19 protein-coding genes are annotated in these 23,564 nt (G+C 42.1%); 8 read left to right on the top strand and 11 right to left on the bottom strand.

All coding sequences use genetic code 11. The features are described from left to right. Positions 1–2: 2 nt before the first annotated feature. Positions 3–1,751 (bottom strand): DNA repair protein RecN, encoded by a 1,749-nt coding sequence (recN, locus tag ACN222_RS24760; protein ID WP_010999087.1) that lies wholly within the window; start codon positions 1,749–1,751, stop codon positions 3–5. Positions 1,752–2,005: 254 nt separating this feature from the next. On the opposite strand from recN, the gene ACN222_RS24755 reads away from it, so the two are divergent. Continuing rightward, a complete protein-coding gene (locus ACN222_RS24755) occupies positions 2,006–4,006 on the top strand; it encodes an ABC1 kinase family protein (protein WP_044522419.1) in 2,001 nt (666 codons plus the stop codon). Between the two features lie 330 nt (positions 4,007–4,336). Here the strand turns inward: ACN222_RS24755 and ACN222_RS24750 are convergent, their stop codons facing one another. The 3 genes from ACN222_RS24750 to ACN222_RS24740 form a co-directional block, all read right to left on the bottom strand. After that, entirely contained in the window at positions 4,337–4,606 is a 270-nt protein-coding gene (locus tag ACN222_RS24750; RefSeq protein WP_010999085.1) for a YciI family protein, read from the bottom strand. A 78-nt stretch (positions 4,607–4,684) separates the two neighbouring features. Then, on the bottom strand, positions 4,685–7,117 hold the full coding sequence (gene pheT, locus ACN222_RS24745) for a phenylalanine--tRNA ligase subunit beta (protein ID WP_010999084.1): 2,433 nt from the start codon (positions 7,115–7,117) through the stop codon (positions 4,685–4,687). A 306-nt stretch (positions 7,118–7,423) separates the two neighbouring features. Further along, positions 7,424–8,500, bottom strand: coding sequence for a PIN/TRAM domain-containing protein (locus ACN222_RS24740; RefSeq protein WP_010999083.1), 1,077 nt, complete (start codon positions 8,498–8,500; stop codon positions 7,424–7,426). A 252-nt stretch (positions 8,501–8,752) separates the two neighbouring features. Between ACN222_RS24740 and hemW the strand changes: the two genes are divergently transcribed. Then, entirely contained in the window at positions 8,753–9,943 is a 1,191-nt protein-coding gene (gene hemW, locus ACN222_RS24735; RefSeq protein WP_010999082.1) for a radical SAM family heme chaperone HemW, read from the top strand. A gap of 46 nt (positions 9,944–9,989) precedes the next feature. After that, a complete protein-coding gene (locus ACN222_RS24730; protein ID WP_010999081.1) occupies positions 9,990–11,810 on the top strand; it encodes an ABC transporter ATP-binding protein in 1,821 nt (606 codons plus the stop codon). A 52-nt stretch (positions 11,811–11,862) separates the two neighbouring features. On the opposite strand, the gene ACN222_RS24725 is transcribed toward ACN222_RS24730, so the two are convergent. From ACN222_RS24725 to ACN222_RS24710, 4 genes are all read right to left on the bottom strand, one after another. Continuing rightward, positions 11,863–13,233, bottom strand: a complete 1,371-nt coding sequence (locus ACN222_RS24725) for a protein kinase domain-containing protein (protein WP_010999080.1) — start codon at positions 13,231–13,233, stop codon at positions 11,863–11,865. A gap of 140 nt (positions 13,234–13,373) precedes the next feature. Further along, complete coding sequence (locus ACN222_RS24720; RefSeq protein WP_010999079.1) at positions 13,374–14,318, bottom strand: DUF4351 domain-containing protein; 945 nt, start codon at positions 14,316–14,318, stop codon at positions 13,374–13,376. A 134-nt stretch (positions 14,319–14,452) separates the two neighbouring features. Beyond that, positions 14,453–14,845: a putative toxin-antitoxin system toxin component, PIN family gene (locus ACN222_RS24715; protein ID WP_010999078.1), complete on the bottom strand. Its 393-nt coding sequence runs from the start codon at positions 14,843–14,845 to the stop codon at positions 14,453–14,455. A 10-nt stretch (positions 14,846–14,855) separates the two neighbouring features. Beyond that, the gene (locus ACN222_RS24710; RefSeq protein ID WP_010999077.1) at positions 14,856–15,101 is read right to left on the bottom strand and encodes a hypothetical protein; all 246 of its coding nucleotides are present in this window, start codon (positions 15,099–15,101) and stop codon (positions 14,856–14,858) included. A 101-nt stretch (positions 15,102–15,202) separates the two neighbouring features. Between ACN222_RS24710 and ACN222_RS24705 the strand changes: the two genes are divergently transcribed. Continuing rightward, positions 15,203–15,994: a transposase gene (locus ACN222_RS24705; RefSeq protein ID WP_010999076.1), complete on the top strand. Its 792-nt coding sequence runs from the start codon at positions 15,203–15,205 to the stop codon at positions 15,992–15,994. Positions 15,995–16,092: 98 nt separating this feature from the next. Here the strand turns inward: ACN222_RS24705 and ACN222_RS24700 are convergent, their stop codons facing one another. Next, complete coding sequence (locus tag ACN222_RS24700) at positions 16,093–17,451, bottom strand: serine/threonine-protein kinase (protein WP_010999075.1); 1,359 nt, start codon at positions 17,449–17,451, stop codon at positions 16,093–16,095. A 233-nt stretch (positions 17,452–17,684) separates the two neighbouring features. Here ACN222_RS24700 and ACN222_RS24695 point away from each other — a divergent pair, with 233 nt between their 5' ends. The 3 genes from ACN222_RS24695 (at position 17,685) to ACN222_RS24685 (ending at position 21,055) form a co-directional block, all read left to right on the top strand. Further along, positions 17,685–19,253, top strand: coding sequence for a metallophosphoesterase family protein (locus ACN222_RS24695; protein ID WP_044522408.1), 1,569 nt, complete (start codon positions 17,685–17,687; stop codon positions 19,251–19,253). Between the two features lie 8 nt (positions 19,254–19,261). Continuing rightward, on the top strand, positions 19,262–20,017 hold the full coding sequence (locus ACN222_RS24690) for a class I SAM-dependent methyltransferase (RefSeq protein ID WP_010999072.1): 756 nt from the start codon (positions 19,262–19,264) through the stop codon (positions 20,015–20,017). A gap of 87 nt (positions 20,018–20,104) precedes the next feature. Further along, positions 20,105–21,055, top strand: a complete 951-nt coding sequence (locus ACN222_RS24685; protein ID WP_010999071.1) for a hypothetical protein — start codon at positions 20,105–20,107, stop codon at positions 21,053–21,055. 161 nt (positions 21,056–21,216) lie between these two features. On the opposite strand, the gene ACN222_RS24680 is transcribed toward ACN222_RS24685, so the two are convergent. Both ACN222_RS24680 and queG read right to left on the bottom strand, forming a co-directional pair. Next, entirely contained in the window at positions 21,217–21,855 is a 639-nt protein-coding gene (locus tag ACN222_RS24680) for an HAD-IA family hydrolase (RefSeq protein ID WP_010999070.1), read from the bottom strand. Next, positions 21,830–22,804, bottom strand: coding sequence for a tRNA epoxyqueuosine(34) reductase QueG (gene queG, locus ACN222_RS24675; protein WP_044523338.1), 975 nt, complete (start codon positions 22,802–22,804; stop codon positions 21,830–21,832). Before queG ends, ACN222_RS24680 begins: the two co-directional genes overlap by 26 nt. 216 nt (positions 22,805–23,020) lie before the next feature. Here queG and ACN222_RS24670 point away from each other — a divergent pair, with 216 nt between their 5' ends. Next, the gene (locus tag ACN222_RS24670) at positions 23,021–23,536 is read left to right on the top strand and encodes an orange carotenoid protein N-terminal domain-containing protein (RefSeq protein WP_044522402.1); all 516 of its coding nucleotides are present in this window, start codon (positions 23,021–23,023) and stop codon (positions 23,534–23,536) included. Positions 23,537–23,564: the final 28 nt, after the last annotated feature.

Genomic DNA, 23,564 nt, shown 5'->3' with positions numbered 1-23,564 from the left:
TTTCAACTCCTCTGTCCCTGACGGTGATTAGCCGCTTGGGTTAACAAACTTTCCGCAAAAGCGATCGCATCACTGGCGGATTTCCCACCAGCCAACTGGGCTAATTCTTCCCGGCGTGTAGTCAAATCATCTAAGTTTGTCACACGCACTACAGTACGCTGTTCACTGTTGCCATTGTTGGATTTTTTACCCTTACCTTGGGTAATAGTCTGCTTATCTACGCGGAAATGCTTATCTGCCATCGCTGCTACTAGTGGTTGGTGAGTGACACATAATACTTGATGACTTTGACTCAATTGGTGCAATTTTTCGGCGATCGCCTGTGCTACTCTCCCCGAAACCCCAACGTCGATTTCATCAAATACTAATGTCGCTGCCGCATCAGCTTGATTAAAACAGGCTTTCAGGGCTAATAAAAAACGGCTCATTTCCCCACCAGAAGCAATTTCTGTTAATGGTTGTAGTGGTTCCCCTGGGTTGGGGCTAAACATAAAGGTAATTTTGTCTGCACCAGCAGATGTTGGCACAGTTGGCAAGATTTCTACTTGAAACTTCACCTTTTCCATTGCCAAGGGTTTAAGTTCAGCTATCAACCGAGATTCTAAGGTAGCGCCTGTTTTCTGGCGTAACTGAGTTAACTTTTGGCAGGACTGAGTTAGTTTATCAAAACAGACTTTTTCTTGCTGTTCTAAACTTTCAATGGATTGTTCGCTATCGTTGAGGGCTGCCAATTCGGCTTGGATTTTTTCACTGTAGGCGATCGCTTCTGTTAAGCTGGGGCCATACTTACGGCAGATTTGTTTTAACTCTCGAATCCGTTCTTCTACTTCTTCCAAACGCTGGGGGTCAGCTTCCAAACTTTCCCCGTAAGTATTAATTTGCCTTGCTACTTCTGAAATAGCTGTTTGAGCATCCCTCACCAAATCTAACAGTGGTTGTAACTGCCCGTCATATTCCACCATGTCGTTTAAGGTGGCTTCACTGTCGCCAAGGAGGTCTGAGACGGCTAGGGTTTCATCTTCAGTTTGATACAAAGCCTGATAGACCTTGTAACTCATCTGTTGTAAATCAACAACGTGATTCAGGCGTTCTCGTTCTTGTTGCAGTTGTTCCAATTCCTGGGGGTCGCTGAGATTGGCTGTTGATAACTCTTGGACTTGATAGGTTAATAAGTCCAGTTGTTGCAGTCGTTCCCGTTCTGATGTCCGGCGCTTTTCTAAATTTGTATGGGCTTGCTGATAAGCACTAAAAGCTGTACCGATGTGTTGACGCTGCTGAATTAAAGCATCACCACCATACATATCTAACCAGTCCCGGACTTGGGCTGATTGTCCTACTTGTACTGTTTGACCTTGGGCTGTAATTTCCACCAAGCGATCGCGCAGTCCGCCCATAAGTTGGCGATTGACCAACACACCATTCACCCGCGATCGACTGCGGATATTACTAGTACTAACGGTAATCTCTCGACTAATGACTACAGAATTATCGTCAATTAAATCTATTTCTTGTTCTGTCAACCAAGCCGCTAAGGGGGGATTTGTAGTGAAAGTGGCTTCCACCATTGCCCTAGATGTCCCAGTCCGAATCACCCGACTAGAAACTTTTCCACCTAACACAGCATCGATTGCATCTAAAATAATTGATTTTCCCGCGCCGGTTTCACCTGTTAAAACATTTAGACCCGCGCCGAAATCCAGTTCCAGTTGATCAATTAGGGCAAAATTTTCAATCCGCAGGCAAAGCAACATCAAGCCATATTCTCCTAGAGGGGCAGATGCCGGATATTTCCCACTTTCGGCAACCAGCAATACCTACTACCATTGAATTAGCAAGCACATTCAAGTGTAACAAAAAAGGCAGGATGGGGAGCAAAGGAGCAAAAAAAGACCAGGTAAATTATATTCCTAGTCTCTAGTTCTCAATTCCCAAACTAAATTAGCAATTTCCTGTAAAGATATTGTTACAATACTTAACAAGTTCAATCCGACCGGTGGCTCTATTCATGACTGTGAAGACACTTCCCCCAAATTCCCGACCGATTGAGGGCGAACTACAGCTAAAGGATACACAAGCCTTGGTTGTGCGCTCATCAAGACCCGTAAGCTCTGAAAGACCCCAGGTGGTGGTAACTGCAAATCTCGAACCTGAGACAATAGTTTACGACCCTGTAGCGGTAGCAGAGCATTATCGTCATCGACCCCTGCAAGTTTTGCGGCGGATTTTTGCTGTGTTGGGGCCTACTTTCTCCTTTGCCTTTGGGTTGTGGTGGGATATTAAACGGGGAGTAGTCGTCAAAAATGACCGTCGTCGAGCTATTGAGTTAAAAGAATTATTAACGCAACTGGGGCCTGCTTATATCAAAATTGGTCAAGCCTTATCTACTAGACCAGATTTAGTCCCTCCCGTATATTTAGAAGAACTAACAAGGTTACAAGACCAGTTACCACCCTTTCCTAATGAAATTGCTTACCAATTTATTCAAGAAGAATTAGGACAGCCACCACAAGAGGTTTACGCTGAACTTTCAGCCCAACCAATTGCGGCTGCTTCTTTGGGACAAGTTTATAAAGGTAAGTTAAAAACAGGGGAAGAAGTAGCGGTTAAAGTCCAGCGCCCAGATTTACGAGAACGAATTACGATTGACTTATATATTTTACGTGGGCTAGCGGCTTGGATACAGAAGAAAGTCAAGAGGGTACGGAGTGACTTAGTTGGGATTTTGGATGAATTAGGCGATCGCATTTTTGAAGAGATGGATTATATCCACGAAGGTGAAAATGCTGAACGTTTCTTCCAACTATATGGTCATATGCAAGACGTATATGTACCGAGAATATACTGGGAATATACGAACCGTCGTGTCTTGACGATGGAGTGGATCAACGGCACAAAACTGACCCAGACAGAAGAGATTAGCTCCCAAGGGATAGATGCTCGTTATTTGATTGAAGTTGGTGTGCAGTGTTCCTTAAGGCAACTTTTAGAACATGGCTTCTTTCACGCTGACCCCCATCCTGGTAACTTGTTAGCCACACCAGACGGTAAACTCGCTTATCTTGACTTTGGGATGATGAGTGAGATTAAACCACCGCAACGTTATGGTTTAATTGAGGCGATCGTCCACGTAGTTAATCGTGACTTTGAAGGGTTAGCAAAAGATTACGTTAAGTTAGATTTCCTTTCCCCAGAAACAGACCTCACCCCAATTATTCCCGCATTTGGCAAAGTTTTCGCTAATGCTCAAGGCGCTAGTGTCGCCGAATTTAACATTAAGAGCATCACTGATGAGCTATCAGAATTGATGTATGAGTATCCTTTCCGCGTACCTCCCTACTACGCTTTAATCATTCGCTCTCTCGTTACCCTGGAAGGGATTGCTATCTATATAGATCCCAACTTTAAAGTTTTGAGCGAGGCTTATCCCTACGTCGCTAAACGTTTGTTAACCGACCCAGCACCAGAATTAAGAATTTCACTGCGAGACTTGCTTTTTAAAGATGGTAGATTTCGTTGGAATCGGTTAGAAAACTTATTACGTAATGCGCGGAAAAACCAAGACTACGACCTTAACTTAGTAGTGAATCAAGGTGTAGATTTTCTCTCATCTGAACGCGGTTCTTTTATTAGAGATAAGTTAGTCGATGAATTTCTCAACGGAATCAATGCTTTAAGTAAAAATGTGCTGCATAACTTTACCTACCTCCTAAGAGAAAGAGTAGGTATCACAGCCATCAACGAAACTCCAGCCGCGACAGTTGAGCAACAACAAACCTTAGAACACGTCAAAAATATTTTAAATATTTTGCAAGAAACCCGTGGCTTTGACCCAGCACAGTTTGCACCTCAAGTGGCTCAGTTGGCTTTCAATCCTGGTGTGCAACGTTTGGGACAGCAAGTTGCTAATCAATTATTTCAGAAAGCTACTGTGCGTCTAATTCGGGAATTATTAACAGCAGAAGAGGTCAAGAGTAGTGAAATTGAATACCCCACGAGAAAAGTGTGATATCTAGTTCTGCTAGTTCTGACGATATGTTTGGTCTGGGTAGGTAATAGCTAATTGGTCATTTGTCGCACTATACAAATTACCAGTTAGCAACTCCAAAGATATATAGCTGGGGACTGGGGAATGGGTTAAAAGTCTTGTTGTGTCTAGGTTGTATCATCTATTGATGTCCTAACACTACTGGCGACAGCTATAAATAAGTTTCAACTGCATATAGTATTATTCATCACCAGGCAAGTTCAAAGTTTAATGTCCCCCATGAAGATTCGTTACTACGAATTCAGTGGGGGACAAAAGTTGAATTAGGTGCTAAAAAAAGTCCATTCTGTGTTAAATAGCCTGAATCCACTCCTTAACAGCATATTCAGTCCAAATATTATGTTGCCAATAGGGGTCATTTTCAATTAACTGACGTATTGTGGCTTCATCTTCCGCCTCGTAAATACCAAACACTTTTGTCACATCTTTGGTCGGGCCAATAGTAATCAGCACACCAGATTCTTTTTGTTTTGCTAATCCATCCAAGTGTGCTTGACGGTAAGGTGTGCGTTTTTCGAGAACGTCTTCGCAGTAGGTTCCCCAAACAATGTATTTAGGCATAGTGATTCAATTCAAAATTCAAAATTCAAAATTAATCATAAGTGATGAGTGATGTGTCAACTCATCACTTATTTTTAGTTAACTGCGGAGGTTTACACCGAATTTCTCTACTAAAGCTTCGCGGACTTTGTTGTGTACTGGTTCGACCTCCGTATCTGTGAGAGTGCGATCGCTTGCCCGATACACTAGTCTAAATGCTAAACTCCGTTGTCCTTGGGGGACGTTTTCACCGCGATATTCATCAAATATTTCTACCGACTCTAGTAAACCTTTGCCAGCCTTGTTAATGGCTTTTTCGATTTCCGAGACGGAGACTTTTACAGGTGCAAAGAAGGCGATATCGCGATCGCTTGCGGGATAAGTGGAGTAAGGTTTGAATGTAGGTACAAGAATTTCATCTTTATCTAAAGCATTCAAAAACACATCCAAATCCAGTTGGAACACATAGACTGACTCTGGTAAGTCTTTGTCACGCCGTAGTTGGGGGTGGAGTTGTCCAAAGATGCCTAATCTATTACCACCAATCCATAATGAGGCAGTGCGTCCTGGGTGTAAGCGTTCGTCACGACAGTCGGGTTGATATTCTACCAAGATGCCGAGTTGCTGAAATACGCTTTCTAGGATGCCCTTAGCTTCAAACCAAGCCAGGGGTTGCTCTTTACTACCCTTCGACCATTTGCCCAGGCTTGTATCTCCTCCTATGATGCCAGCGATCGCATCTTTTTCTTGTAACCCATCTTCTTCTTGCCAGAAAATGCGCCCAATTTCAAAACCATTTAGGGAACCATTCCCTTGTTCTAGGTTGTATTGGAAAGCGTCAATTAAGCCAGCGAGTAAATCAGTTCGCAGGGCTGAATATTCAGCAAATAAGGGATTACTCAAGACTATTTGTCTATCTTCCCCTGGCTTAACTAAGGAGTAATGGATTAATTCTGTTAAACCTTCCGCCCGTAGCGCAGCGCGTAACTTGCGTACCAGTTCTTGATCTACAGGTAAATAACCAGCTTCTGCTTTGTCTGGTAAGGTATCACAGAAATTATCATAACCGTAGAGACGAGCAACTTCTTCAATTAAATCAATTTCCCGTTCCAAATCGCGGTAACGATAGGGTGGTACGGAAACATTCCAAGTCCCTTCGCCGGCTGGAGTTAACTCACATCCCAATGCAGTCAAGGTACGTTCTACATCTTTGGCTTCCAGTTCTCCAGTTTCTCCCACGTTGATTGGGCCGAGTACTTCATTCACCCGGTCTAAACGTAGTAAAATCGAACGACTCCAACTTGCAGGATCGGGACGAGTATCAGCGATTTCCTGATGGACAATCACACCAGCAGCCAATTCACTAATTAAAGATAAAGCGCGGCGATTAGCTATTTCCAACTCTGCCCGATTCACTCCCCGCTCGTATCTACCAGAGGCTTCACTGCGTAACCCCACACTACGAGAAGAACGACGAATTGCCACAGAATCAAATAATGCTGCTTCTAAAATTAGGCTTTGTGTACCCTCGTGGACTTCGGTTTCTTCACCGCCCATAACTCCCGCTAAAGCCACGGGTTGATCATTAGCCGTAATTAATAAATTTTGTGTTGTCAGGTTGCGAGTTTGCCCATCCAGGGTTTTCAGCGTTTCCCCTGGATTGGCAAAGCGCACACCAATAGTTAAACTGTCAGCATTGGCAACAAACTTTAATCGCTCTTGGTCAAAGGCGTGTAATGGTTGTCCCCATTCCAACAACACATAATTAGTAATATCAACTACATTACTAATCGGTCGTACCCCAGCCGAACGCAAACGCTGTTGCAACCATTCAGGGGATGAAGCAATTTTTACCTGTTCAATGACTGTGCCAATATAAGCAGGACAAGCTTGGGTGTCGGCAATTTTTAAACCTAACTTGCCCACACTTCCAGACACAGATACTTCCCCCGGTTCAGGGATATTCAATTTTGCATCAGTCAGCGCAGCCACTTCTCGCGCTATACCCACCATACTTAAGGCATCTGCACGGTTAGCCGTAGCAGTGACATCTAAAATCACATCATCCAAACCCAACAATGGACGCACATCGCTACCCAAGGGTAAGTTCTCTTGGGGGAAAATATAAATGCCGTCTACCTCACTAGGTAAACCGAGTTCTTTCAAAGAACAAATCATCCCTTGGGAGGGAACACCACGCAATTTTGCGGGTTTAATTTTCAAATCAATGTTAGGTAAATAAGCGCCTACAGTTGCCACAGGCACATAAATATCGGCTCTGACATTAGGTGCGCCACAGACAATATTTAAAGTTTCCGATGCACCGACATCTACTTGGCAAACGCTCAACTTATCAGCGTTGGGGTGGGGTTGACGCTCAAGCACTCTCCCCACAACAACGCCATTTGCCCAAGTGCGGCGGTCTTCAATATCTTCGACTTCAAACCCAGCCATTGTGAGAATATGGGCTAATTCTTCTGGGCTAAGTTTTATCTCTACTAGTTCCCGCAGCCAGTTCAAAGAAATACGCATTGGAGTGTGCTTGTTTGAGGAATCGTCTTTTGCTCTAATTCTAGGTTGCCTAATTGTGAATGAGTCACATCTCTAGGCGTACCTGAACAATCCTACTACGTACGTTAACTTTGGAGAAACAGAGGGGTGGGAATAGGCAGGGGAGGTAGGGGAGGAAAGAGGGTTATTTTGAGAATTTTTTCTTCTCCACTTACTCAAGAACAGCCTGGCTAACTAATAAAAAATCGGTGTAGGTTGACTGCACCGATAACTGCGCCGACGCTTCGCGTACGCACTTCGTAACTCTATTTGCACCAGACATTTACCTCACGCCAATGCTGAAGCTTGGGGTTTAGCAAAAATCATTCTCCCGGCTGAGGTTTGCAACGCACTAGTAACTACTACTCGCAGTTCACCACCTACATAACCTCTACCTTCTTCCACGACAACCATTGTGCCATCGTCTAAGTAGCCAATTCCTTGAGTCGGTTCTTTACCTTCCTTGAGAATTTTTAGGTCAAGGTTGTCCCCAGGTAAATAGCTAGGACGGACTGCATTTACTAGGTCGTTAACATTCAACACAGGCACTTTCTGCACGCTGGCAACTTTTGATAAGTTGTAGTCGTTGGTGAGTAGTGTACCGTTGATGTCTTGAGCAAATCTGACTAATTTAGCATCGACTGTAGCAATGTCTTCGTAGTCAGATGGATTAATCAAAATGCGGTCTGGGTAAGTTTCCCTAATGCGGTTGAGAATTTCTAGCCCACGTCTTCCCCGCACCCGCTTTTGGTCTTTGCTGGCATCAGCTACTTGTTGTAGTTCCAGTAAGACAAATTGTGGCACGATGATTTGCCCTTCCAGAAATCCAGTTTCTAGCAATGCCTCAATCCGACCGTCAATAATACAACTAGTGTCTAAAACTTTAGTATTGGCGGGTTTGAGTGTCCCTTCCGCCACCATTGTTTCTACGGTGTTGGGGTTAATAAACCTTAATAAGCCCCGTCCGTGGGTGTCGGCTAAATTCATCCCCGTGACAGAGAGAATAATACTACCAACCACCGCCACCAGTGGTTTAATAAAACTAAAATCCGTGGGAATAGGTAGCAAAAATAGCGGAGCCAGCATTAAGTTTGCCAGCAATAATCCAATCACTAAGCCAATGGCACGCGTTAAAATTACTTCCAGTGGCAAATCTCGGACTTGGGCTTCTAAGCGACGATAGGTCGTTTGGAAACTTAAACCAACAGCGCCACCAATAATGGCGGCAAAGACGGCAACAGTTAAGCGTAAAGCTTCGAGGTTCGTTACCCGGTCTAACGTACCATTGGGTAGTAGTTCGGTGCTATAGAACCCGATTCCTGCTGCTGCCAGGATGAATGAAAAAATAATAATGGCATCAAGCATGATTTTGCTGTTTTCCTGCGACTGTTTTACCCGATAAAGTCAAGTATTTTTAATTTCATCGGTAAGAGAGACTAATTATATTGACTCAGACTAGGGTTTTTATGCAGGCAATATCTGCAAACATTATAACCAAAGTCACTCCGCTTAAGATTTGTCATAGTTACGTCAAAAAACGATAGAAACCTGTAAATAAACTATTTATTTTCATTATTTCTAATTTTCCGTTAATTAAGTTTATTCTTGTTCACAAATATGCAAAAAGTTAATGTTCCTAGCCTCGCTAGTTCTGCTTATGTACATATTCCCTTTTGCAGAAGGCGGTGCTTTTATTGTGATTTCCCGATATTTGTTGTTGGCGATCGCCAACGTGGTGAAACATCTGTTACCATCTCCGGGTATGTCGATGTTCTCTGTGAAGAAATCGCCATTACACCAGCCTTTGGTCAACCCCTCAAGACCGTATTTTTCGGCGGTGGTACGCCTTCGCTGTTATCTACAGAGCAATTAGCACAAATACTAGTAACGCTAGATAAGCAGTTTGGGATTGCGCCTGACGCAGAAATATCTATGGAGGTAGATCCAGGCACATTTGATCTAGCACATATCCAAGGCTATCGTAGTGTTGGTGTAAATCGGGTCAGTTTGGGTGTACAAGCGTTTCAAGAAGAATTGTTAAAAGTAGCTGGGCGATCGCACTCGCTTAAAGATATTTTTGCAGCTATAGACTTGATTCACCAAGTCGAGATTCCCGAATTTAGCATAGACTTAATTTCTGGCTTACCGCATCAGTCTTTAGATCAATGGCAAGATTCCCTAGACACAGCCGTTAACATCGCACCCACCCACATATCTATATATGATTTGACAATTGAGCCAGGAACAGCTTTTGGTCGTTATTACAAACCTGGGGATAATCCCTTACCTACCGATGAAACCACGGTAAAAATGTATCAGATGGGTCAGAAGATTTTGACTGGTGGCGATTATGAACATTACGAAATTTCCAACTACGCCAAGCCAGGACACCAGTGTAGACATAACCGAGTTTATTGGGAAAACCGCCCTTATTACGGCTTTGGTATGGGTGCGGCGAGCTATGTAGAAGGTAAACGCTTTACCCGTCCCCGGAAAACAAAGGAGTATTATCAATGGGTGCAAGAGTTGATTGCTAATCACGGTGTGATTGATTGGGAAATTACACCAAAAGCAGATGTATTGTTAGAAACGTTAATGTTGGGGTTACGCTTGGCTGATGGTGTGAGTTTAGCAGCACTGACGGAGGAATTTGGCAAGGAGAAAATACAAGAACTGCATCAATGTCTGCAACCTTATTTTACTCAAGGTTGGGTACAAGTTGTGGGTGATAGGTTGCGGTTAAGTGATCCCGATGGTTTTTTATTTTCCAATGTGGTGTTAGCCGATTTGTTTAGTCAGTTGGGGTAACAGTAGGAACACTCAAGAGGGGTAAGATCGCGCTATAAAAAGAATAATGAAGAGTAAAAAGCGACGGAACCCCCTGCGCCAATCACTGGCAGTTTTCCGTTATAGTGGCAGGGCGATAAATTTGGTGTGGACTACTAGCCACACTATGACTATAATTTTGGCTACTTTAACTTTAGTGGCTGGTTTGTTACCTGCGGCGATCGCCTATCTCGGTAAACTAATTGTAGATGGCGTAGTTTTAGCATCCCAAGGCAATACACAAGGGAATATTTATGCACCTTTATTGTATGTCGGCTTAGAGGCGATCGCAGTAGCTTTGTTAGCAGGTTCTCAACGGGGACTAATTATCTGTCAGTCACTATTGCGGGTGTTACTCGGTCAGCGAGTCAATGTGTTAATCCTCAAAAAAGCCCTGACTTTAGATTTGACTCACTTTGAAAACTCAGAATTTTACGACAAATTAACCAACGCCAGACGAGAAGCATCAGTACGTCCCCTCTCTTTAGTTAACCGTACCTTTGGCTTAGTCCAAAATGCCCTTTCTCTCATCACCTTCGGCTTTTTGTTAGTCAAATTCTCGATTTGGGCAGTAATTGTCTTAATTGTGGCAGCAATGCCCGCCTTCATAGCCGAAACTCGCTTTGCTGGGGAAGCTTTCCGTCTATTTAGTTGGCGTGCGCCAGAAACTCGCCAACAGCACTATATAGAAAATCTTTTAGCTAGAGAAGACTTTGCCACCGAAGTCAAACTCTACCAACTAGGAGATATGCTTTTAGGACGTTACCGCAACGTATTTCGCCAACTCTACAACGAAGACCGCGATTTAACCATCCGTCGGGGAATGTGGGGATACCTTTTAGGTTTAGTTAGTACCGTAGCCTTTTACATCGCCTACGCTTGGATTGTCATAGAAGCAGTAGTCGGGAGAATTTCGTTAGGTGATATGACGATGTATCTCACCGTCTTTCGCCAAGGACAATCTACCTTTGCTAATGCCCTGACTTCCATTGGTGGTATGTATGAAGATAACCTCTATCTCTCCAACCTCTACGATTTCTTAGAAGAAAAAGTCACTCAACCCTGGGGTAAAATCACAAAAGGTATTGATACCCAAGACGGTATCCGCTTTGAAAACGTCACCTTTACCTATCCAGGAAGTTCTCAACCCGCCTTAAAAAACATTTCCCTACATTTAAAACCAGGCGAAAAACTAGCAATTGTCGGTGAAAACGGTTCTGGAAAGACCACCCTAATTAAACTCCTCACCCGACTCTATACCCCAGACTCCGGCAGAATTTTATTAGATGGCGTAGATTTGCAATCATGGAATGTAGACGCACTGCGTCAACGCATCGGCGTAATATTCCAGAACTTTGTCCGCTATCAGTTCACCGTCGGCGAAAATATTGGTGTCGGGGATGTAGACAGCCTCAATGATACAACCCGTTGGCAAATAGCCGCCCAAAAAGGTAACGCCCATAGTTTTATCGAACGCTTACCCCAACAATTCCAAACCCAGCTAGGAAAATGGTTCAAAAGCGGACAAGAACTATCAGGCGGACAATGGCAGAAAATCGCCCTAGCCCGTGCATTCATGCGGACTCAAGCAGACATTTTAGTCCTAGACGAACCCACCTCAGCCATAGATGCCCAAGCCGAGTATGAGATTTTCAATCATTTCCGCGCCCTTACCCAAAATCAAATGGTATTTTTAATATCTCACCGCTTTTCAACAGTCAGGATGGCAGACAAAATCCTAGTAATTGAAAATGGGGAAGTAAGAGAACAAGGAACTCATGAAGAATTGTTAGCCCGTGAAGGACTATATGCCAAATTATTTTTATTACAGGCAGCAGGTTATCATTGAAACTCCGCGCCCCTCCGCGCATACCTCCGCGCCCCTTTGCGTTTAACCAATCTCAAGTCCTTATACTATCTAACAGGGAATTTTTAAAATCTACCGCACTCTTAAAATAAATTTCCGGCTTTTCTACTAATCCCAAATCAATCACTTCCGCTAAATTCTTGGGGATACTTGCATTGCGTTGCAGAATTGGTACAGGATCATTTTGCAACACAGCTAAAAACGGGTCGCCTGTAAAATTGCGCGGAAACTCTCCTGTTAACATATTATAGAGAGAGGCAGAAGTAGCCCAAACATCAACTTCTGGTTTTGTATATTTAAAATTAAGTAGCTGTTGACGAGGGATAAAAGCAGGTGTTCCAGCCTGAGAACCTGTGAGAGTTTGTCCGCTTAACCCTGCTAAATCAAAAGCTTTAGCTAAACCATAATCGCCTATTTTGGCGGTGATTTTACCGTCAATGTAATTAAGTAAAATATTAACCGGTTTTAAATCACGGTGGACTAAACCCCTTCCTTTACCAAAACCACCATCGCTTAATTTCACATAAGGAATTTCTGCATTGTGACTATATTCCAAACCGTTGAGAACTTGCAGAGTAATTGGTAATGCAATATCAACAGGTAATTTACCACCATATTGTTGCATTAAATCTGCAACAGTTCCTCCTGCACAATACTCCATTGTGAAGAAGAAAATACCCTCAAAAAAGCCATAATCAATGACTTGCACAACATGAGGATGGTGTAAAGCTTTAGTATTTTCTGTCTCTCGTAAAAACCTCTGCACAGCATTTTCATTTCCTGAAATTGCAGGTAACATCACCTTCAAAGCGATAAATTTACCTGAACTATTGTGCTGTGCTAAATAAACTTCGCCAAAACCGCCTCTACCCAATAATTTAATGATATTATACCCCTGAATCGCCAGCAATTGGTTATTGCCATTGGCTGCTAAACCCAACCAGCGTTTGATAATTTCTAAGAAGTTGGGCGGTTGTGTTGGTGGTTGATTATGGTTAATAGTTACAGGAGAAAAGTTAGGAATATTTATTTCTGCTGGATCGGCTTCGATATGAACTGCAAATACAGTATTGCCCAATTCAATTTCATCATCAGATTGTAAATCGTATTCAGGAAAATTTATTTTTGCTCCTTCTTCTGGTGTTTGATGTGCTTCTCTCTGTCCAATTTTCTGCCCGTTTACATAAGTACCATTTTTGCTACCAAAGTCTCTGATTCTTATATTTGGTGGCATTATATCTAACAAACAGTGATAGCGAGAAATGGTTTTATGTTCTGCATCATCTGGTAGTTGAATGTTTGCTTCTGGACTTCTACCCATGATACAGGTGGCGCGGGAATCGAAGGTATATTGTCTTCCTAAGAGCTTACCTTTAACGATAGTAAGGGTAATTTGAGCAGGCATAGGATGTTTTAAATTTAAATAGTATTAAGTTTAAATTGATTAGTAAGCAAGTTTGTGTAAATTGAATGCTTATTAGTTCAGGACTTTATTCCTTAGATAAATCAGGACTAAAGTCCTTACTACAAACCTGAAATAAATATTTAATTCGACTGTAACCAATTAACTAAATCTGTTAGGTTACTGAAGTCTAATAAGGCTTCACTCAGATTTTCTAGTTGGTTTACAGAAAGAGATTGGATACGTTGTTGAATTTCTGGTGATAGTTCACCTAATCGTCTTTTGAGTAGCTTTAGAATAATTCCTAATTCTCCTTCTTGGATTCCACGCTCGTAACCAATGCGCTCTGCTGAGGTGACATATCTCATAGTCCGCTCCTGCTCTAATTGTTGAACTTCTGAACACAATTGATTTTCTAAGGCTTTTGGTAAGATCATAACCCAATCAATAAAACGATAGAGGTTACGAATATCTTGTTCTTGTAAGCCTAAATCATACAATCTGCGAATCAAGCTGAATTTCCAGATTTTGCGTTCTTGGGGTGATGAGCGTGTTTGCTGGGTTTTTAAATGCGCCATCACGACTGTCGCAAAGGGATTAGTGTTATTTTCTAACTCATCAAAGCGATTTTCGTAATCTAACAGTTTAACAATGCCAAATTCAAAATTTAGGCGAGTTTGGGGATAATTGTAACTGTAATTACTGGGTCGCCATTGGCGGTTGGTGTCGCATAATATTGCTAAACTAATGGCTGGTTTTTCAAATCTGTCGAAGATGCGAAAGTTGTAGGTGAACATCCGTTTACTGAAGTCATCTTCTTTTTGGGCTTGAATTTCTACGTGGATTAATAACCAGATTTCTTCGCCTTGGATTTGCCAAACTTTGACTAATTGATCAGCGTAGGGTTTACCTTGTTCGGCTTCGCGGGCGATTTGTTGAAATTCGGTGTTGAGAAATTCGTAAGGGCGTTCCCAGTTAATTAACGCGGCTGTTTCTGGGAAAAAGAATTGCACGGCTTGGGGGAAATATGCTTCGAGTATTTCTTTCCACGGGCTGTCAAAATCTGCGCGTTCATTATTGTCTGTCATGAATTGATGGTAGATGACTTTATTTGTATTGTAGGTTCTGACTTTTCATGGCTGATAAAGAATAAACATTGCAGAGACACTTAGAATTACTGTCGGTTACTTCTCCAGTCACCTCTACATCTTGGTTAAGCTTCTTAATTCTTTTCTAAAAATTCTTGAACAGTCAGAATCTCAATGTCTCTCCAGGGGTTTAGCACCAGCAGATCATCGTCTCCGGTCACAATACATTCTGCTTTTCCACTGACTGCTAATTCTAAATATTTGTTATCTTTTGGATCTCGACATTCATTAATCTGTTCAGTTACTTTAATGAACTGTACAGTTTCGGATAAATCTACCAGGAATTCGTTTCTTTCTTCTAGCGTGATGTACCGATTAAATTTGGGTCGAGCGAGTACCTGTTCTAGCTCCAGCCAAATGGACTCGGACACCAATAATTCTCCCAAATCTTGAGCTTTTCTCAGTGCGCTTTCTGGTTTGCTCCCTGGTAATAACACTGCGCTAATGATGACATTCACATCAAACACAAACCGTCTTTCATTCGTCCTTATTCAAGATTGACTCCAAAATCTCTGGCGTTAAACCCCTTTGGGTGGCTCGTTTGCCAATATCATCCATTGTCTGCCTGAGCTTGGCAATGGCTTCTTGCCTGGAAGTCATTGAAGACTTGAGTAACACTGCAATCCGGGTTTCAATTTGTAAGCGTTCTTCTTCCGTGGCATTGCGGTATGCCTCTGCTACCTCAGATGGGACTTTGATGGTAATTTCTTCTTTAGCTATCATGGTTTTTTGTTGTCATAATCTCTCATATTTCACCATGTTACTTCTTCTGCTCAGAGTTACTCATCAGCCTGTTTTAAGACAGTCGCTACATTTAGTTTTATATGTCCCGACAAATAAGACAATTTCAACCAGGATATTCTTACCACATCACCATTCGGTGTAATAACCGTGAGTTCCGTTTAACAAGGTGGGAATGTCGTCAAGTTTTACTTTATGCCATCAAAAAGGCTATAGATAAATACCAGTTTAAATTGTACGGTTTGTGCATCATGTGCATCATGAGTAATCATATTCATTATCTCATCGAACCGCGCGAACCTCAAGATGTACCCAAAATTATGCACTGGTTAAATTGGTATACTGCCATGTGTTTTAACCAAATGCTCAACCGTACAGGACATTTTTGGGAAAAGCGTTATCACAGTACGGAGTTTGAGAATACAGATAAAAAAAGGGCTTTAAATACTTTGCGTTATATCCATGCTAACCCGAAGGCGGCGGGGGTACAGCAAGGATTTTTTTATGACTTTAGTAATTATGGTGTCCATGATCGCTTAGGTGATGATGGTATCACTACTTGGCATCCGGCGTTTTTGTCTCTGGGGAAGACTTTGGATGAATGTGCGGCGAAATATCGAGGGTTTTGTAAAAAATACCGTCCCCAACCTAAACCGGAAAAGCGACATCGTTGGGGAAATCGGTTATTGGCAGGGATGAAACCTAAAGGTAAAGGTAAAAAGTGTTCACCGGGACAGTTGAAGTTACTTTGGGATGACTGGGAAATGGATAATGAGGAAATTGAACGGGTAGCGTCTAAGTTTGTTAAAGCGAATTGTTATAACCCTAACCCTATAGCTAAGGATAATGTACTACAAAAAGAAGAGCCAGAATGAAAAAACGCAGTGCCAGGTATCGAAAACCCAGAACCCGCAAGGCTTCGTAAGAAATCGCCTATTCATAAAAGTTAATAATTCTCTGTAACCTTTATATGTTACATTTTACAAGTCTCGACGCGAGAGAAGAGACCACCCCCCCACCACCACCACAAACCAAAACCCGGACTATAATCAGTGTAACCAACTTCACCTCGTGAAGTGTAAGGGATAGTAAGAGTGTAACAAGGGAGGTGTGCTTCTGGTGCTGTTATATCAAAAGTAATATCTTTGTAGTACAACCACTCTCCTCCTTTCCGCCATCCTACCTTGTCGCCAAAGGCTCGCCAAATTTCCTCGTCGTAGCTTCTCTTTCCCCCTAAACTTTGGTAGATGCGCTTTTGAACGGAAAAACCAAACCGCCCATTGCTGTATTTTACCCACAACTGGTCAATGGTTCGGAGGTCTTCGCAGGGAAAAAACCATGTGTCTTCTTCTCGTAACCAACCTTCTTTTTCCCGTTTCATCGCTGCTAACATTACGCGTGCTGTTTCCGCATCTGCTTCTTTCCACTTCCCAACAGCGAGTAAGTCACGCAGTTGGCGGTAGTCCATCCCCACAGATGACTTTAATTGTACTTCTGCCCCCCCACTACTCACCAAACCTAAATTTTTCCGAAATTCTAAGACTGTGGGAGTACGTTCTTGTGGTTCTAACTCCATCCCTTTGAGAATCGCATCATTCACTCTCTGACTAATCTGGGAATTAAATTGCTTTGGCGGTGGTAAAGGTATACCAGCCTTGCGAAAATTAACTGGTAAAGGAACTTTTCCTGTTAACAAATTATACAGGGTGGCTGCTAAAGCATAAACATCTACGTAAGCATCAAACCTCCCTCGTCTTTCATACTGTTCAGGCGGCGCATAACCTTCTGTCTTAGCATTAGTCATGCTTCCTGTTTGATCAATAGTAAATTCACGAGCTAAACCAAAATCAATTAATATGGCTTTCCTGGTAGTGTGCCGTAGTAAGATATTTTCAGGTTTAATATCTCGGTGTAAATGTTGTTTTTGATGAATCAATTCTAAGGCTTGACCAATTTGGTTTACATATAACAATGCTTCTGTTTCTGATAATTGTCCTTTGTCTTGGACATATTCAAATAAAGTTACTCCATCTATATATTCCATCACCACACCAAACAGTTCACCTTCTTGGATGACTTCATGAACTTTGAGAATATGGGGATGGTCAAAACCTTTAATAGTCAAGGCTTCGTTAATAAATTTAATCTGTTGTTCAGCAAAGTCACTCCTAAGAAGTTGCATTTGCTGATTGAGGGTTTTGATGGCGTATAGTTTGCCTGTGCTGGGTTCTAAGGCTTTGTAGGTGATCCCAAAACCACCCTCACCCAAGGGTTTACCCTGAATGATAAATCTACCGTTGTTGATTTTTTGATCAGGCTGCCAAATTATCATGGGTTTGTGAAAGTTAACTACCCTTGTTAACCTAAGATAACGGGGGTGTGGTGATATATAGTCAAGTATATTCTAGTTACCAATTATAGGTATTTGTAGGGGTGTGATATTTTGTGTCTCTAGTCGTTTAGGGAACATGAGCAAGGAAATTATCTTATATTCAGGGTTTGGTAGTGGTGTGTTAGCCACAGCGCAACGCACCTCCCCCCTCAACACTTCAGAGATAACCACCAATGAAACTGATTTCCGAACCGTCGATTCCTGTAAAAATTCAAAAGATGAAGGATAGGGTGCGGTGGAAGCATCCTAGTATTGTGCAACGGGGAATCGACCAAACGAGTATGGTAATAGACGATGGTCGGGATGATAACCCGGAATTTTCGTTTATGGTGATTGGGGATAGTGGTACAAAGTCTCATTACGGCCATCATCCCCAAAGACAAGTTGCAGAACTAATGCTTCCTCACAAGGATGAATGCCGTTTTGTGCTGCACACGGGGGATGTAATTTATGTGGTGGGTTCCCATGAGTATTACCCAGCAAATTTTATCGAACCTTACCGGGAGTTTTTAGTGGGTGGTGAGCATCCCCAAAATATTGCTTACGATCGCATGACTTTTAATTTACCGTTTTTACCAGTCTTGGGCAATCATGATTATTATGATGTGCCTTTGATGTATCGCTTGTTGACTGGTAGTACTTTACGGTTGCGGCGAATGCTACGGTATAAGGATTTTGAGATTGGTTGGCATGGTTCTAACCAAGGGGATGCTTACTCACGAGCCTTTATTGATTATCTAGCAACCATTACACCAGAAGACTTACATCGTCATTTAGATTTACACTACACCGCTAAAAATGATACTAATCGCTGTCTACGTTATGTACCCGGAAGTTTCACCCGTGTACCTAACCGCTATTACAGTTTTCGTTATGGTGGGATAGATTTTTTTGCCCTTGATTCTAATACTTGGAATACACCCTCACCTTTACCAACAACCCAAGCTGGAGACATTTACCGCCGGGAATTGCAAAAGCGTCGCCAAGAAATAGATCAAGAAGAAGTACAAATATTAGCAGAATGCGATCGTCTCAATCCAGATCAACCAGATGATGCAGAACAACTCGACGACCTCAGCGCCAAGTTAGACCAAATCAATGAAATCAAACTCGACATCGAGAAGCAACTCGCATCTCACGACACAGTAAATATCGATTTTGAACAACTCGACTGGTTACGAAATCGCTTAATCGAATCTTGGAATACCAAGGAAGTCCGGGGAAGAATCTTATTTTTCCACCATCCACCATACGTTACAGAAGCAACCAAGTGGAATCAAGCCCAAACTTTGGCGGTGCGTCATCGTCTGCGTTGGGTATTCGACCAAGTGGCGGAAAATCTCGGCGCTTTGGTGAAAGAACGCCCCATAGTTGATTTAATATTTAACGGTCACGCCCACTGTTTAGAATATCTCCGCACAACTGATACAGGTTATGCAGACTCACACCTCAATTGTATTATCTCTGGTGGTAGTGGTCGCCGTCCCCGTCGTCAGCGACCAGAAGGGACAGAGTTGATGGAGATTTTTAGCGATGTTCCTGGTCATTCTTTGCGGAAAGTTGCAGACTCGCGGTTGTATGTGGGACGCAGTGAACAAAACCTCCAAAAGTGTCTTTCCTACTCTGGTGTACGAATTGATGTTCAAGATGGTAATCCGCCTAAATTTATTGTCAGACCTTTGGTAGCAGAACGGGTTGATGGACTGTGGAATCAGCGTGAGTTGGAGTCTTTTGTGATTTAACCAGAACTATGATGATTTATAGAATTTGGCATTTAATTGTAATTATTTGGTTGATTGGAGGATGTTGGCTACTGGATGGTACAGGCGTAGCAATAGCGAGTCCCACAACTTCCAATATTTACGAACAACGGACTATCCACAGCCCAGACGGTATTGGCAAATACTACATGGGGCGAGAAATTGCCAAATTCATGGGACACACAGGCGCAGGTTGGCTGGAAAGACCAAGCCGTGAAGCGGAAGAACAGCCTAGTAAATTAATTAATGCCTTAAATTTAAAACCTGATGATGTTGTCGCAGATATTGGTGCTGGTACAGGTTACATTAGTTTGCAAATTGCACCTTTACTTACAGTCGGTAAGGTTTTCGCTGTGGATATTCAGCCAGAAATGTTGGAGATTCTGGAGTTTTTCAAACAAGAGAAACATATCTTCAATATTGAGCCTATTTTGGCAACTGCCAATAATCCAAATCTTCCACCCACAAGTGTAGACTTAGCACTGATGGTGGATGCTTACCATGAGTTTGAATATCCCCAGGAAGTGATGCAAGGAATAGTCCAAGCCCTGAAACCAGGCGGTAAAGTTGTACTGGTGGAGTATCGAGGCGAAAATCCATTTATCATGATTAAGCGTCTGCATAAGATGACGCAAAAGCAAGTCCGTCAAGAAATGGCTGCTGTTGGATTAACGTGGCGAGAAACTCAGAATTTATTACCACAGCAACACTTAATGATATTTGAAAAAGCGGTCAGAAACTCATGATTAGGCTGGGCTGAAGAGCTATGAGATGCGATCGCTGGTACAGGCTCACACTCATATAAAATATCACTATCATCCTACAATCAGTCCATGACTAGGTTTCCCTACGACCAATTCGCCAAAGATTATCTTAAAGAATTATTACAGCCATTGGGAGATGTAGAAACAAGTCGCAAAGTACCTACAGAAATACGAGAGATTGATGTTTACTTTGCACCTTCACCCCCATCAAGCAATAGTACAATACAAATAGGGCTGTTAGGAAAAATCGCCTCTGAGCCTGCACTAATTGAACCATTCAGAAATGCAGCTACAATTGCAGAAATTCGTAGTTGTATGAACAAATTATTTGACATCTTTGCTGAAATTAAGCGTCAGGCTAAAGGTGAAAAAAACCGCACTGCCGAATCAGAATTACCGCGCTTATGGATTTTGTCACCCACAGCCTCTGAATCTATACTAGACGGCTTTAGAACTAGCATAGATGAGGAAAAATGGGGTAAGGGTATACATTTTTTAGGTGAATATTTACGAACGGCTATTGTGGCTATTCATCAATTACCTTGTACAGAAGATACATTGTGGTTGAGAATTTTAGGAAAAGGAAAAGTTCAAAAACAAGCAATAGAGGAATTAGAAGCGCTTCCCTACACAAACCCCATACGTTCCAAAGCAATTGATTTATTATTGAGTTTAAAGACCACCTTAGAAGTAAGTCAAAATCTAGACGAAGAGGATAGAGATTTAATTATGCGCTTATCACCTATTTATGAGCAGAAATTAGCAGAAGCTAAACAACAAGGTCTTCAGGAAGGCCTTCAAGAAGGACTTCAGGAAGGTCTTCAGGAAGGTCTTCAAGAAGGAATCCAAGCCGAACGTCGTCAAGTTATAGAGAATGTATTGCAAGTTCGATTTGGCTCTTTAGATGCAGAATTAAGCGCAGTTATTGAACCTCTATTGAAATTAACTCCTGAACAATTCACTCCTATATTACTGCAACTATCGAGGGAAGAACTATTAAATAGGTTCCTCAATTCCTAATGTTAGGAAACACCAAAAAATAAAAACTCCATCCCCTTATGGGTGGAGTTTTGTCAGTAGTCAGTCATTAGGGTGCGTCAGTGTAAGAAAACCTAACAGTCCCAAAAAATTATTCACACTGACGCACCCTACCAATTGGATGCTTTTTTATCTATAAGCCCCTATTGACTATTTTTAATCACCTCCAATAATTCCCTTGGTTGGTGAATTAAAAAATCTGGATTTTGTTTAGCTAATATTTCGGGAGAATTGAAACCCCAAGTCACGGCGATTACTTTGATGTTGGCTTTTTTTGAAGCTTCTATATCTCTAGTTTCATCACCAACATAAATTACGGATTGGGGTTTGAATTGTTTTTGTCGGAGAACATTATTAATTATAGTTGTTTTACCAAAAATTGTGACTCCTGAGTAAATAAAATCAAACAAACTATCTAGTTCATTAATGCTCAAGAAATTTGTCACATTTTCTCTGGAATTGGACGTAATAATTCCTAGTTTATAATCATGTTCTTTCAGTTCTAACAAGGCTTCTTTAATACCAGGAATAGGTTTCAATTCATGAATTTTATTTTTTAACTCTGACTTAACTTTTTTAACTAAAAATGGTATTTTTATCAGAGAAACTCCTGAATATTTGATAATTTCTCTAGATGAAAAATTCCTGAGGAGAGTCAATTGCTCTGGTGTGATTTGTACATAACCGAACTCTACCGCCAAGCGGTTGGCAATACTTACAAGAGCATCCACGGTATCCGCAATCGTGCCATCAAAATCAAAAATGATTACTTTCTGTGTCATTATTTCGCTTAGATGCGTCTAGATTAGCACGGGCATTCCGTCTTAACATTTCTGGCTTAATTCTCCTTAACGCTGATGCCGGAAATCGTTTATCCCACTCCTCGTCTGAGATTTGCGCTAATTCTATCAGCTTAGGAGCAATATTGTCTGGGTATGGTTGAAAATCTACCATATCTGTTGTTTGTGCAAAACGTTGATTCCAAGGACAAACATCTTGGCAAATATCACAACCAGCTACCCAGCCTTGCATTTGGGATGCGATCGCTTCCGGTAATTCTGCTGCTCGATTCTCGATGGTATGATAAGCAATGCAGCGATTAGCATCCACCACAAACGGCTGAGTAATCGCCCCTGTAGGACAAGCATCTAAACAACGAGTACAGCTACCACAATGTTCTGTATGGGGACTATCCTTTTCTAGTTCTAGATTCGTCACTACTTCACCCAAGAATACCCAAGAACCATACTCTCTAGTAATTACATTCCCATTTTTCGCTATCCAGCCAATCCCGGCTCGTTGCGCCCATACTTTATCTTGCACTGGCCCGGTATCTGCATAGTAACGAGCTTGAATACCTGGGTCTAATGATTGCAACCAAGTTGTTAGCGCTTTGAGCTTTTTGTGCATCACCTTGTGATAGTCCCTTCCCCAGCCATAGCGAGAGATTTTGGCGTATTCTGCACCCTGGGGACGTTGGTTTGGGGTGTAGTAATTAAGAGCGACGCACACAAGCGATCGCGCTTCTGGCATGATCAAGCTTATATCACTGCGCTTTGGGTTATTCATCCACTCCATATCAGCGTGATAACCCAGCTTTATCCATGCTTGCAGTCTCTCGGTTTCTGTATTTTTACTTTCATTTACAGCAGCAATGCCGACCTTGTGGAAGCCTATCTCTTTGGCCTTTGCTTCTACCACACTGCTGCTAACTATGGAACAGTAGTTCATTTGTATAACCAAATTTTGCCAAAATGGCACCCCTCCCATTATACATAAGTTAGTCAAGACTTAGGTTCAATATTTTCTACTCAATCCATTTGTAAATTTTATTTGCCGATTGTTAAGAAATAATGCAACATAGATGCAAGAGGACAAGCAACCCAGAGTGATGCAAGCCTCCCACTGATTCGCAAAGTATATAAACCCATCGACTGTGGTGCAATCATGACATTCACTTCTGATTCCGCTTCAACCCGTTTTTCCCAAGCTTTCGGTATCCAAACTGGTGATGCTGTTGCTTCTACCATTACTGTATTTCAAGCCCTGAGCATAGACGACCAGTTGGCAGTACTATGGTACGCTTACACCGAAATGGGACGTTCTATTACACCAGCCGCTACAGGTGCAGCTCGTTTACAATTGGCTGAAGGTTTGTTAAACCAAATCAAACAGATGTCTCATGCAGAACAGTTACAAGTAATGCGTGACTTGGCTGCAAAAAATAATACTCAAGTTTCTCGCTCTTACGGTATCCTCAGCAATAATACAAAGTTGGCTTTCTGGTATGAATTATCAGAATTAATGGTTAAAGGTTTCGTTGTACCTGTACCAACAGACTATAAAATCTCTCGTGATGGCTCTCAAGTATTAGAAGCACTGAAGGGATTAGACTTTGGTCAACAAATCACTGTTCTCCGCAAAGTAGTAGCTGATATGGGTGTTGACCCCTTAGCTGATTAACCATCTACCAATATCTTTCCAACCTCAA

It is taken from the genome of Anabaena sp. FACHB-595 (genome assembly GCF_048568275.1).
GTDB lineage: Bacteria > Cyanobacteriota > Cyanobacteriia > Cyanobacteriales > Nostocaceae > Trichormus.
Note: the sequence above shows the minus strand (reverse complement) of the source record. Positions and strands in the feature narration are given on the sequence as shown.